The 12,478-nt window shown below is 61.7% G+C and carries 10 protein-coding genes; 5 read left to right on the forward strand and 5 right to left on the reverse strand.

Going from position 1 to position 12,478, the window contains the following annotated elements:
- Positions 1-167 precede the first annotated feature (167 nt).
- The 4 genes from R6U20_RS00565 to R6U20_RS00580 all read right to left on the reverse strand — a co-directional run bounded on the left by R6U20_RS00565 (position 168) and on the right by R6U20_RS00580 (position 6,387).
- A complete protein-coding gene (locus R6U20_RS00565; protein WP_410335924.1) occupies positions 168-500 on the reverse strand; it encodes a P-II family nitrogen regulator in 333 nt (110 codons plus the stop codon).
- A 60-nt stretch (positions 501-560) separates the two neighbouring features.
- On the reverse strand, positions 561-3,779 hold the full coding sequence (locus R6U20_RS00570) for an efflux RND transporter permease subunit (protein WP_410335925.1): 3,219 nt from the start codon (positions 3,777-3,779) through the stop codon (positions 561-563).
- Between the two features lie 68 nt (positions 3,780-3,847).
- Positions 3,848-4,960 (reverse strand): efflux RND transporter periplasmic adaptor subunit, encoded by a 1,113-nt coding sequence (locus tag R6U20_RS00575; RefSeq protein ID WP_410335926.1) that lies wholly within the window; start codon positions 4,958-4,960, stop codon positions 3,848-3,850.
- A 53-nt stretch (positions 4,961-5,013) separates the two neighbouring features.
- Positions 5,014-6,387 (reverse strand): TolC family protein, encoded by a 1,374-nt coding sequence (locus tag R6U20_RS00580; protein WP_410335927.1) that lies wholly within the window; start codon positions 6,385-6,387, stop codon positions 5,014-5,016.
- A 189-nt stretch (positions 6,388-6,576) separates the two neighbouring features.
- On the opposite strand from R6U20_RS00580, the gene R6U20_RS00585 reads away from it, so the two are divergent.
- The 4 genes from R6U20_RS00585 (at position 6,577) to R6U20_RS00600 (ending at position 10,408) form a co-directional block, all read left to right on the forward strand.
- Positions 6,577-7,290 carry a response regulator transcription factor gene (locus tag R6U20_RS00585; protein WP_410335928.1) on the forward strand — a complete coding sequence of 238 codons (714 nt, stop codon included), beginning with the start codon at positions 6,577-6,579 and terminating at the stop codon, positions 7,288-7,290.
- 24 nt (positions 7,291-7,314) lie between these two features.
- A complete protein-coding gene (locus R6U20_RS00590) occupies positions 7,315-8,787 on the forward strand; it encodes a sensor histidine kinase (protein ID WP_410335929.1) in 1,473 nt (490 codons plus the stop codon).
- 152 nt (positions 8,788-8,939) lie between these two features.
- Positions 8,940-9,650 (forward strand): ferredoxin--NADP reductase, encoded by a 711-nt coding sequence (locus tag R6U20_RS00595; RefSeq protein WP_410335930.1) that lies wholly within the window; start codon positions 8,940-8,942, stop codon positions 9,648-9,650.
- 254 nt (positions 9,651-9,904) lie between these two features.
- Positions 9,905-10,408: a universal stress protein gene (locus tag R6U20_RS00600; RefSeq protein ID WP_410335931.1), complete on the forward strand. Its 504-nt coding sequence runs from the start codon at positions 9,905-9,907 to the stop codon at positions 10,406-10,408.
- A 362-nt stretch (positions 10,409-10,770) separates the two neighbouring features.
- Here the strand turns inward: R6U20_RS00600 and R6U20_RS00605 are convergent, their stop codons facing one another.
- Positions 10,771-11,121, reverse strand: a complete 351-nt coding sequence (locus tag R6U20_RS00605) for a hypothetical protein (RefSeq protein WP_410335932.1) — start codon at positions 11,119-11,121, stop codon at positions 10,771-10,773.
- A 204-nt stretch (positions 11,122-11,325) separates the two neighbouring features.
- Here R6U20_RS00605 and R6U20_RS00610 point away from each other — a divergent pair, with 204 nt between their 5' ends.
- The gene (locus R6U20_RS00610; protein WP_410335933.1) at positions 11,326-11,982 is read left to right on the forward strand and encodes a peptidylprolyl isomerase; all 657 of its coding nucleotides are present in this window, start codon (positions 11,326-11,328) and stop codon (positions 11,980-11,982) included.
- Positions 11,983-12,478 lie beyond the last annotated feature (496 nt).

Raw genomic sequence — 12,478 nt, forward strand, 5'->3', positions numbered from 1 at the left:
CTCCTCGTGTGCGCGCCACCATCCGTAGGCCAGCAGCACCGTACCAAAAAGGAGTCCGAGTAGCGGAATGTGATTCAGGACGAGATGGAAATGGGCAGCATTCATGGCGATTGTGCGTTAAGTGGCTAAGAGAAGACGGAATGCACCATCTGCCGGCAAGAGGCCAGTCAAATGACGTCGGGGCCTGTGCGAGGCGTGCGAATGTCGAGGGCCTGGCGCACGGGCAGCACGAAAATCTTTCCATCGCCCCGGCGGCCTGTACGTGCGTGATCGGCAATGGCCGCCGTGATTTCGTCGATACGGTCGTCGTGGCAGACGATCTCCAGCTTGAGCTTTTTGATGTAGGGCGTGACGGCCTCGTCGTACGTACGCTCCCCCTCGGGGCCTGCCTCGTGACCAAAGCCCTCAACAGTGCTCAGACTGGCGCCGGGCACCTTCATCTTACGAAGCTGGTTGACGACGGCGTCGCGCATGCGAGGGCGGATGTAGGCAACAATCATCTGCATAAGCGTATCGGGTGTTGGTGGGAAGCATACGGGAGGGATGCGGAGTCGGCGGGGTCAACCATTCGTCTGGCTGGAAGCAGGGGCGGGTTCGGCAGACTCAATGGCCTGGTCGATCTCTGAAGTAGGCTGCGCTGACGGGTTGAACAGCACGTAGAGCGTAGGAAGCAGTAGCAGCGTGGAGGCCAGCAGCGTAAAGAGTCCGCCCACCACCACCGCCGCGAGCGGTCGTTGCACGTCGGAGCCGATGCCGGTGGCAAACAGCAGGGGCAGCAGACCCAGCAGCGTGGTCATGCCTGTCATCAGAATGGGGCGGAGGCGTAGCATAGCGCCCTCGCGCACCGCGTCGTAGAACGACCGGCCCTGCATCCGAAGCTCGTCGATGAAGGAGATCATCACGATGCCGTTCTGCACGGCAATGCCCAGCAGCGCAATGAATCCGACCGAAGCCGGTACGCTCATGTACAAGCCCATCGCCCAGAGCACCACGATTCCGCCAACTACAGAGACGGGGATGTTGAGGAAAATAAGCATTGCCTGCTTGACGGAGTTAAACGTCATGTACAGCAGCATGAATACGATAGCCAGCGTGATCGGCAAAATAAGCAGGAGGCGGTCGTTGGCGCGCTCCTGGTTCTCAAACTGTCCGCCCCAGTCGATCAGGTAGCCGGGGGGCAGGTCAACTTGTGCCTGCACGGCAGACTGCGCCTCTTCAACGAAGCCGCCAATGTCGCGTCCAGTTACGTTGGATTCGACAGTCAGCTTGCGCTTCCCCTGCTCGCGGCTTACCTGAGCCGGCCCCTGCGTGAGGCGGACGGTGGCTACGTCTTGCAAGCGGATCTGCGTCCCGTCTGGCGTAAACAGCGGCACGTTCCGGACGGCCTCGGCGGAGTTGCGGTCTGTATCGGCAAACCGGCCGATGAGGTCGAAGCGGCGGTCGCCCTGCAGCACTTCGGTGACCCGCTCGCCGCCGACGGCCAGCGCAAGAGTGCGCTGCACCGCATCTACCGAGAGTCCGTAGCGGGCGGCATCGGCGCGGCGGATGTCAACTTCCAGGTAGCCGAAGCCCGCCACCTGTTCAGGAGCCACATCGGCATGGCCCGGAACGGAGCGCAGTACGTCGGCCACCTCGTCGCCCAGCCGCTCCAGTTCGTCGAGATCCTCGCCGTAGATCTTGACAGCTACCTGACTTTTTACGCCACTGACCATCTCATCCAGCCGCAGCGCGATGGGCTGGGTGAACGAGAACCGGGCGCCCGGCACCTGGTCGAGCCGCTCACGGAGCGCATTCACGAGTTCCTCCTTCGAGTCGAAGCGCCACGTATCGCGCGGGGTCAGGTTCACAATCATATCCGAGAGCTCTTGCCCCATCGGATCGGTGGCCACCTCGGGGCGTCCGGTTTTGCTCACCGCATCCTCTACTTCAGGAAACTCCAGCAGCGCTGCCTCCACCTGCGTCTGCACGCGCTGGGTGGTGCTTAGCGCCGCAGAGGGTTTCATGGCGGCCTGGATGGCGATGGCGCCTTCTTCCATCTGTGGGGCAAACTCGGAGCCGGTGATCGTATAGACGCCGATGCCAACAGCCAGGGTCACGCCAGCCAGGGCAAGTGTCAGGCCCTTTCGCTGGAGCGCGCTATCGAGCAGCGGGCGGTAGATCCGCTTGGCAAAACGCACAACCGGATTCCGCTCTGCAATATCGTCATCTGCTGCATCCTTCTGTTTCCCATTTGAGCCAAAGAAGCCCGCCGTACCCGCGCCTACGTTCTTCAGCAGGTACGAACTAAGGGCGGGGGCCATGGTGAGCGCCAGGAAGAGGGAGGCCATCAGCGCAAACGAAACCGTGAAGGCCAGCGGGCTGAACATGCGGCCTTCCATCTGCTGCAAGGTAAAAAGCGGCAAGAACACAGCGATGACGACCCCCACGGCAAAGGCGATAGGCCGCGCCACCTCGCGACCGGCGCGCACCACAATGAGCCCGATGGACTCGTCGGGGTTCTCCTCGCGCATCCGGTAGATGTTTTCTACCATCACGATAGCCCCATCCACGAACATACCGAGCCCGATAGCCAGTCCGCCGAGACTCATCAGGTTGGCCTTGAAGCCAAAGTAGTACATCAGAATAAACGTGATGAGCGCCGTCAGGGGCAGAATGAGGCTCACAATAAGCGCCGAGCGCCAGTCGCCCAGAAAGGTCAGGAGCACGAGGATGACAAGCAGGACGCCGATCATTAGGCTGCCTGTGATCGTGTCGATCGCCTCCAAAACGAGGTTGTTGCGGTTGTAGAAGACGTCGACCTGCACGCCGGGGGGCAGCGCCTGCTTGAGTTCCTCCATTTTGGATTCGACGTTGTCCACCGCTTCTTGCGCATTGGCGCCGCGCTGCATCAGTACGATGCCAGTGACGACCTCGCCTTCGCCGTTCATCGTGGCGCCGCCGCTTCGCATGGGCGAGCCGACCTCCACATCGGCCACATCGCTGATGAGGACTGGGGTGCCATCCTGGCTGGTGATAACCGTATTTCGGATGTCGGTCAGGACATCGCCCGACTCCGCGCCCAGCCGACCGATGCCGCGCACGACAAACTGCTGATCGCGCCGCTCGATGTATTGGCCGCCGGCGTTCCGGTTGCTCTGGCGCAGGGCCTCGTAGGCCTGGTCGAGCGTAATGCTTTGGTTGACGAGGGCTTCTGGATCAAACAGTACGTGGTACTGCTTCACGAAGCCGCCCAGCGAGTTGGCTTCCACCACGCCAGAGACAGTGCGCAACTCGGGACGCAGGATCCAGTCCTGCATCGTGCGTAGCTCGCGTGGCGAGTACGTGTGCTCGTCGCCGGGGACGTCGCGGAGGGCGTACTGGTAGATCTCGCCCAGGGCGGTGGTCACGGGCGCCATGGCGGGCTTGGCGGTGCTGGGGAGTTGATCGCGCACCTCGCTAAGGCGCTCAAAGACCAACTGTCGTGCAAAGTAGATGTCGGTATCCTCTTCGAACACAAGCGTAACCACACTCAGGCCAAACTGACTCAGCGACCGGCTTTCGACAACGCCGGGCAGGCTGGCCATGCTGGTTTCGATAGGGTAGGTCACCGACTGCTCCATCTCCACCGGCGAAAGGCCCGGCGCCTCCGTCAAGATCTGAACCTGCTTGTTTGTGAGCTCCGGGTAGGCATCCAGCGGAACCGCACGCCAGCTGTAGAGCCCCCACCCGGCCAGCGCCACAGTAAGGAGCAGAACAAGTACGCGCTGCTTGACAACAGACTTGATAAGGGCGTCGAACATAACGGGTTGAGGTCAGGATGATGCAAGGAATTGAAGCGTCGTGTCGGGACGGTCAGCCAGTCTGGGCGTTAGGCCTGCTGATTGTCGATGGCGCTCATGATCTGGAAGGCGCCGTCCATGACGACATTCGTGCCAGGCTCCAACTCGCGAACCACCACTGTACCTTCTTCATCGGCGGGCGCGTCGACATCCTGGCGGCGGTAGGCATTGTCGCCTTCCTCTACAATGACATAGGTGCCGCGCTCATCGGTCATGATGGCATCGGCCGGAAGCGAAGGGGCTGCTGCTCCGGTAACGGCCACGCGCACTGTGGCGAACATGCCGGGACGTAGCGACCCGTCGCTGTTACTGAGGCGGATGCGCGCGCTTACGGCACGGCGTTCGGTATCCACCTGCGGCACCAGTTGGGCGATCGTGCCCTGGTATTCGCGGTCTGGATTCACGGGCGTCTGCACCGTCACCGCTTGTCCCTCGCGAACCCGATCCAGGTTGCGCTCAAACACATCGGCCACCACGCGGATGGGTTGCAGGTCAACCACGTAAAACAGCTCCATGCCCGCATCCACAGGACCCCCCAAGACCGCCATCCGGTCGAGTACGGTGCCGCTGATCGGCGCTTCCATAGGCAGGGTATTCAAGTCCTCTTCGCCTTGCGCCACGCGCTCAATCCGGCCAGGACGCACGCCAATGGAGCGGAGCTCTTGTCGGGCCGTCGCCCAGTCGCGTTCGGCGGCGGTTAAGTCTTTGGTGAGGCCCACGCCGCGCTCTTGAAGCCGCTGCTGGCGATCCAACTCATCGCGCGCCTGCCGCAGGGCTGCAACCCGCTGGCTGAGTTCGGGCGCTGTGACTTCCGCCAGCACCTGGCCCTGCTCAACCTGCGCCCCCACGCCTACATGCAGCGCGTCGACCCGCCCGCTGATCAGCGACGTGACATAGGCCTGCTGATCTGCTTCGGGGAGCACGCGCGCCGGGAGCGACAGGTGGCTCGTAACGGGGCGTTCCTCCACGGTTACGGTGGTGATGCTGAGTTCGCTACGGGCCGCGTCAGTCAGCGTAATCTGATCTGGCGGTGGCGCTTCTTCAGAGGAGGAATCATCAGTAGAAGAGGGCGCATTGCTGGTGCATCCAACCGCAAAAAGGAGCAGAAGCAGGGCAATCGGAGGCAGAGAGCGTACAGGCATAGTCACAGAAGCAGTAGAGCAATAGAAGGAAGCGGAGAAGCGCACCAGTTGTGTTAGTCAGCAGGCGCCAGCCGGTCGGCAGGAAGCAGGGGCGGGGTGTCGGTGGGACGCACGCCCATCGCGTATTCGAGCGCGGAGAGGCGGCGCAGGTAGCCCGCGACCAGGTCGATCTGGAGCAGCCGGGCCGAGCGGGCGGCCTCCATCGCATCCAGCAGCCCAACCAGGTTCAGTTCGCCTTCTTCATAGACATACTGCGCCTGCTGAAGCAGCGAGTCGGTCGATGCAAGCACCTCGCCCGAGAGCCGGTCGATACGGGTGCGGTAGCTCTGCGCCTCGGTGTAGGCAGAGCGCAGCTCCACCTCAACAGCGCGTTTTGCATCTGCGTGTTGTGCCTGTGCGCGCTGCTGTTGCGCCTCCTGAGTGCGAACGCGCGTGCGCCCACTGTCCCACGTAGGCAGATCAATACTGATACCCGCCTGGTAGCCCCACGCTGCACCGCCGGGCTGGTCGCGCAAGACGGATCCGAGCGAGAGGTTGATGTTGGGGATGCGCCCGAGCCGCGTGGCCCGAAGCTGTTGCTGCTCTGCATCCACCCGCGCCTCGGCCGCGTTGAGCAGTCCGCGCTGCGCCAGGGCTTGGGTGCGTAGCGCATCGTATTCTGCGTCGAACGACGGGGCCTGCAGGGTGCCGGCAACGGTGTAGGTTGTGAGCGTTTCGGGGGCGGCTGCCTGCATCGTGCTATCCGGCAGAATGTGCGCGGCCAGACGCAGGCGAGCGTTGCGGCGGCTGACCGTGGCATCGGCCAGGGCGTTCTCGAAGTCGGATACCGCCACACGCATCCGGGCCCGCCCGAACGGACTGAAGTCGCCTTCCTCGTAGCGCACGTCGGCGGCGTTGGCGGCTTCGGTCACGGCATCGGTGAGCTGCTGAAGGGCTTGCACCCGCGCCTCGGCGGCGACTACGTTAAGGTAGCGCGTGCGCAACTCATGGAACGCTTGCGCCTGCGCTTCCTGATAGGAGAAACGGGCCGCTTCGGACGTGTGCGTGGCAGCGCGGCGCTGGGCACGTTTGCTGCCTGGATACGGGAGCGTCTGCGTGAGGCCCAGCTCCGTTTCGCGCTCGGTGCCGCCGGTAGGAAGCGGGATGCTCGTCTGCCCTGCTTGCACGGACGGGTTCGGCCAGAGCGCAGCATCACGTGCGTTGCGCGTTGTATAGTCGGCATCGGCCTGGGCAGCCCGCAGGCCCGGGTTGTTGGCCATCATCAGCGAGGTAGCCGTCTCCAGCGTGAGCGAGTCAGGCAGCGCACGGGGTTGCGCCTGCACACGCAGGGTGCTGAGGAGCGTCAGCACGCCAATAAGAAGCACAAGAGACAGCCCGTATCCATGCGAGTGCCATAAAGTAGGCGAGGATGTCAAAGCACGTTGCATAACCAGAGGGAAGGTAGAGCGGGTTTTCTGTGCACGTTATATCTTACAAGAGGCATATAGACAAGATCATTAGAGCCCGATTAGAAGCCCGTTAGAGAACGATTAGACATGGCTTTTAGGAGGGGTAAGGCGGCACCTCACGTGTGCCATCCGTATGATTACGTCCGTTCCATAACAGCATACGGCAGCATGGATGCGCATATTTTACTTGTTGAAGACGAAGCCGACATCGCCTCGTTTATTCAGCGTGGACTGAAAGAGGAGGGATACGTGGTGACGTGGGTTGCCGAGGGCGAGCAGGCGCTGGAAGAACTGCGCTCCTCCTCGGTTGATGTGGTGCTCCTCGACATCCGGCTACCCGGCATATCGGGGATGGAGGTGCTGAAGCAGGTGCGCGATCGCCTGCCGCAATTGCCGGTGATGATGCTAACGGCGCTCGATGCAGTCGAAGACCGCGTGGCAGGGTTGCGATCGGGCGCTGACGACTATCTGCCCAAGCCGTTCGACTTCGAGGAACTGCTGGCTCGCGTAGAGGCATTGCTGCGCCGTGCAGAGCACCTCGACGGGGACTCCGATGCGCCCGACGTGCTGCGTGCGGGGGACCTGCGGCTCGACCGTGCCGCGCACACTTGCACGTGTAACGGCACCCCTCTGGATCTTACGCCTAAGGAGTTCGACCTGCTGGCCTACTTCATGGCCCATCCTGGCGAAGCGCTCCAGCGTGCGCAGATCCACCGCGACGTGTGGGGGCACGACTTTGACCGTGGCACCAACCTCATCGACGTGTACGTGGCCTATGTGCGCAACAAGCTCAACGAAACCGCCTGCTGCGACGCATGCATCGAGACCGTACGGGGCGTAGGATATCGCTTTGTCCCCACCAATAACGCCGATGTCTCCTGATTGCACTCCATACCAGGTCTCCTCATGGCAAACCCGCCCGACACGCCGGCTCTGCCTAACCGGTCTACATTCCGACAGCGGCTGCTGCTTACCCTTGGCAGCGCGCTGGTCGTGGCGCTGGCCGTACTGGCTGCCCTCATCTGGCTGGGGGCGTATGCGTGGTTCAATCATACGGCCCACCAGGTGCTGCGCGCCGAGACGGAGCATGTGCTGGCGCAGGTGGTGGGGCCCGACGGTGCGCTGCGCGCTGATGCCTACGCATGGAACGAGCCGCACCATCTTTTCCACGGGGAGCACGTCGATCCCTTCTTCCTCCAGGTCTTCAACGCGGAAGGCGAACTGGTCCGGGCGTCCGAAAACATTGAATCCTTTTCCGACAATGCCTACCCTTCCCAGCTGGTGGATGAGCCCACACCGCCGGGGCGCTCATACGCACCACTGCGTACACTCCAGGTCGAAGACACCCGGCTCTACTATATGGTGCGGCCCATTCGCAATGGTGAAGGCACGCAGATTGGCACCGTACAGCTGGCCCGTCGGGATCCGGGGCTGCAGCAGCTGCACCAGCGGCTGGCGTTCGGACTTGGAGGCGGGCTCCTCGTTGTGCTTACGGGGCTGGGCGCGCTCATCTGGTGGGTGGCCGGACGCGTGCTGCGTCCGCTCGAAACCATCACCGCAGCCACACGCACCATTTCTGCCGATGCGTTGGGCACGCGCATCACGATTCCGGATGAGGCCGACCGCGAGACGGCGCAGCTGGCTGCTACGCTGAACACGCTCCTCGAACGGCTCGAAACCGCCTTCGACGAGATGCGCCGCTTTACGGCCAGCGCGGCCCACGAACTCAAAACGCCACTCACCGTGCTGCAAGGGCACGTCGACGTTACGCTCCGGCGTCCGCGCGAGGCCGATGACTACCGCGACACGCTGCGCCTGGCCCGTCGCAAAATTGGACACCTCATCGCCATGGTGCAGGGGCTGCTGACACTCGCACGCATCGACCAGTCGCCCCAGCCCGCCCCCGACGCCGAGGCCGATCTGGCGCAGCTCGTGCGTTCAGAAGCGCCAACCTTTCGAGATACCGCCGCCAAGCGCGACCTTGAGTTCGTGATCAACGCCCCCGAATCGGTGCCGGTGGCCGGAGCGCCCGAAATGCTGCGCGAGGTCGTGACGAATCTGCTCGATAACGCCGTCAAGTATACGCAGCAGGGACGCATTGAGGTGGCGGTACGCGTGCATGACGACGAAACAGCCGCGCTGGTCGTGTCGGATACCGGCGTGGGCATGACCGAGGACGAGCAGGCGCAGGCCACCGACCGCTTCTTCCGCGCTGCGTCGATGCATGCCACGCAAGTGGACGGCAGCGGCCTGGGGCTGTCGCTTGTCGATCCGATCGTGCGCTGGCATGGCGGCACGCTGCATATCGAATCGGCCCCCGAACGGGGCACGACCGTGACCGTGCACCTTCCGCGCTTGCCGGAAGCGTCCGCATCTTGAGAGCCGATCGGCGGGCCTCATTGCCGCGTAGATCGTTCTGCGAAGATCGTTACATCACGCTACAGGGTTGGCTGGATACGAAGGGGATTTGCTTCGTGTATGGGGGGCCCATTACGTATCAACGACTACACACCGAATCCCCCTGTACCACTATGCCCGACGACACAATCGAAACCACGCTCACTTCCATCCACCAGATGACGCCGCGTGTGAAGCAGTACGTGCTTCAGGCACCGGACCATGCGTTCGATTACGAACCGGGGCAGCATGTCCGTGTGGCGTTTGAGCAAGACGGCGATCTCGTGCAGCGCCCCTATACGCCTGTCAATCTGCCTGGTACCGACACCCTTGCACTTGGCATCAAAAAGTACGACGGAGGTCTGGTGTCTACGTACATGGACGAGCGTGAGCATGGCGATACTGTGCATGTCATCCCTCCTGGAGGCAACCTGCACCTGCGCGACACCGACCGCGACGTGGTGTTCTTGTCGACCGGCACCGGCATCACGCCGATGATTGCGATGCTGAAGCAGTATCTGCGCGAGGGCGCGGGGCAGGTAGCGTTCCTCTATGGCGAGCGCACACAAGAAGACATCATGTACCGCGAAACGCTCGATCACCTCTCGGCCGATCACGCCAACCTGCGGGTGCTCTACTCGCTTTCGCACGAAGAATGGGACGGTCCCACCGGCTTTGTGCAGACGCACATCGAAGACGCGCTCGGTGATGATTTCGACGATCCGCACTACTACATCTGCGGCATTCCGCCCATGGTGGTGGAGACGGAAGACGTGCTAAAAGACGAACACGGCGTTGCTGAAGACGCCATCTTCACCGAAGGATGGGAATCCAGCGCGGTGTAGGAGTACAGGCCGCCGCTTCTGTTGCGAAGGTCTTTTCTACTTGCAGCGACACACACACATCCGTTCGTAGGGACACGGCGCGCCGTGTCCCTACAGTTGTTTGGGGGCGTCGGTGGAGCCGGGTGTTGTGCTTGTGAGGGCGTGCCCTTTTCTGATGTAAGGGAATGCCGCCAATCCCCTTGCGAGAATGAACTTTGATGGGTATCTGCTTTATAACCAGTACGATATCCTACACACAATATCTGAGGTGCATTATGTACAACAATATTCTTTATCCGACGGATGGAAGCAAAGGGGCCGATTCTGCACTTGTCCACTGCCGCCACCTGGCCAAAGCCTATGACGCTACGGTGCACGTGCTTCATGCGGTCGAGCATTTTGCTCCGTATGGATTGGGCGGCGACGTGGAGGTGAAAAACCAGCGCGGAATGGTCGGAGACCCTAAGGGGGGCGAGGGGGGCATGACAGGCAGCCGAACGAAGCGACAAGAGATCAAGGAGCGGATCAAAGCACAAAGCGCGGAGATGGTCGCCGATGCTGCAAGCCGGTTGGGTGCTGTAGATACGCAGACGGTGGTAAAGGTCGGCAATCCGTACAAGGTGATCCTCGAAACTGCTTCTGACAGCAATGCCGACCTCATCGTAATGGGCACACACGGGCGAACGGGGTTGGATCGCTACCTAATCGGCAGCGTCGCCGAGAAAGTGGTGCGCATGTCTGATGTACCTGTGCTAACCGTGCGCCAAGAGGACACGTAACCCGCTTTAGTAGGGACACGGCGCGCCGTGTATGTGTTTAGCGACTTGTTCCAGATAGCCGGGGACGCAAGCGGTATCGCTGTCGCGTGGGAAACGCAGGAGCGTTCATTTGCAGAGCCAACGGGGGACCGTTGGCTCCAGTCTATCCCCCCTCAGTCGCTGGCGCGACCGCTTCCCTCTTTAGGGGAGCGATTGGGGGGACTGCTGCTTTACCTCACACCTCAACGTCATCCTGACCCACGACGACCGTCGGGGGGAAGGATCTCAACGCCAACCCTGCACGTGTGGCACGATCCTTCAGTGAAGAGCGCTGGATCCCGGGCAGTTATAGAATCGCGCTAAACACGTACGACGCCGTGTCCCTACTCGTCGCTCCACGGCGCCTCACGCCAGTAGCGGGGCGGGCGCTCCTCGCGCACTTCAATGGTCATCGCATCGGTAAAGGCGCGTCTGTGGCGGTCGGTGCTGGTGATGCGGATCACGAGCACGCCCTCCACGCCTGCCTCGTTGTCGTCATACTGGCCATCCCGATTCGTATCCGCAAACACGACGCCGCGAATGGTATCGCCGTCTGCTTCCCCAACAGACTGGGGCGCAGCAATCCACGGCTTGTTGGCATAAAGCGTATCAGCAGGGGTGGCGTACAGGGGGATGTGCAGCAGCGTCAGCACGCAGAGAGTGGCGATGCAGACAATGAGGCGGTGAGCATGCATGAAGATGGTGGGCTTGGATGAAGAGGGGCGGCGGCTTGCATCTAAACGCTACGCATTGCAAATATGAGGCGTGTTATGGAACCGCTACCTCGACGTGAATTCTGGTTCGAGTGGAGGGGAATATGGATGGGCGAGCGGGTTGCATTTTAAGCATGCGGACGCGTTATTTGGAGCCCGCAGAACCGCAAATGCTTTTCACCTCCAATGGCTGGTTTACTTCGTTCAACCCTCATTTTGGGCGCTGTGGTCATGCTGGCGATTTTCATTGGGATGCAATCCCGCCAGGATGGCCCCTCGGTGCCGTGTCCGCCCGAGGACACGCCTGCTGCGCCCGACTCGTTTGCCGTAGCGCTGGAAACAACCACCGGTGCAGTGACGCTGCGTCTGTATCGCGACTGGTCGCCCCACGGCGTGGACCGCGTGCACTGCCTGGTGCAGCACGGCCATTTTGATGGACTGCCCGTCTTTCGCGTGGTCGAGGGGTTCGTCGGACAGTTCGGTCTCACGGGCGATCCGGTTACCGACTCGCTCTGGGCGGAAGCGGGTATTCCCGATGAGCCGGTGCGGGCTTCCAACGAACGCGGCACCATTGCCTTTGCGCGCGACAGCGTCGACACACGGTCGGCCCAGCTCTTCATCAACCGGGCCGACAACGTCCGGCTCGACACCACTACCTATAACGGCGTGACAGGCTTTCCGCCGCTTGGGCGCGTCACCAGCGGCATGGAGGCCGTTGATGCGTGGCACAGCGGCTACGGCGAAGCCATCAGCCAGGACTCTATTCGGATTCAGGGCCGCGCGTACCTGGAGCGCGAATATCCAGACTTGGATGTGATCGAGGAGGCTCGGATTGTAGAGTGATTGCTTGGAAAGATCTGACAGGTCTCGGAGACCTGTCAGATCTAAATGCTGGGCAGGATGGCTGGGAAATGGGTCTTCCCTTCGCCGGATAACTTGTGCCGCCCCCTGTTGGCATTGCTTGCGTCCCCGGCGAAGGCACAACAGAATAGTCGACATTGCGGGTCGGACGCAGGAGCATCCTCCGCCCTATCGCACCGACGGGGGACCGTCGGTGCCAGGTCCTGTGATGAATCTCGAAAAGTCACAAAATATAGGTGCCTCCCATATCGTAGGGATACGGCGCGCCGTGTCCCTACGGAGCCAACATCTCATCGCAATGCATTGCCGCTGCACACCGCAAGGACGCTTTGGCGTCCGCAGAGCATGAGGGAATGGTTGTAGTAGGAGGTAAGCCCACCTTCATGCTTGTCCTGTAGCAAGGACTCCTCTTATTTGCTTTTATACCGATAGCAGTTTATTTAGTACGTGCAATACGAAAAACAATTATTGAACGTCA

This window comes from Longimonas sp. (genome assembly GCF_046498435.1).
Taxonomy (GTDB): domain Bacteria; phylum Bacteroidota; class Rhodothermia; order Rhodothermales; family Salinibacteraceae; genus Longimonas.

Bases quoted from the DNA above. Each gene is read 5' to 3' on its own strand.
- R6U20_RS00600 (WP_410335931.1), top strand. From the start codon at position 9,905: ATGTACAACAATATTCTTTATCCGACGGATGGAAGCAAAGGGGCCGAT.
- R6U20_RS00570 (WP_410335925.1), bottom strand. From the start codon at position 3,779: ATGTTCGACGCCCTTATCAAGTCTGTTGTCAAGCAGCGCGTACTTGTT.
- R6U20_RS00610 (WP_410335933.1), top strand. From the start codon at position 11,326: ATGGCTGGTTTACTTCGTTCAACCCTCATTTTGGGCGCTGTGGTCATG.
- R6U20_RS00565 (WP_410335924.1), bottom strand. From the start codon at position 500: ATGATTGTTGCCTACATCCGCCCTCGCATGCGCGACGCCGTCGTCAAC.
- R6U20_RS00595 (WP_410335930.1), top strand. From the start codon at position 8,940: ATGCCCGACGACACAATCGAAACCACGCTCACTTCCATCCACCAGATG.
- R6U20_RS00590 (WP_410335929.1), top strand. From the start codon at position 7,315: ATGGCAAACCCGCCCGACACGCCGGCTCTGCCTAACCGGTCTACATTC.
- R6U20_RS00580 (WP_410335927.1), bottom strand. From the start codon at position 6,387: ATGCAACGTGCTTTGACATCCTCGCCTACTTTATGGCACTCGCATGGA.
- R6U20_RS00605 (WP_410335932.1), bottom strand. From the start codon at position 11,121: ATGCATGCTCACCGCCTCATTGTCTGCATCGCCACTCTCTGCGTGCTG.
- R6U20_RS00585 (WP_410335928.1), top strand. From the start codon at position 6,577: ATGGATGCGCATATTTTACTTGTTGAAGACGAAGCCGACATCGCCTCG.
- R6U20_RS00575 (WP_410335926.1), bottom strand. From the start codon at position 4,960: ATGCCTGTACGCTCTCTGCCTCCGATTGCCCTGCTTCTGCTCCTTTTT.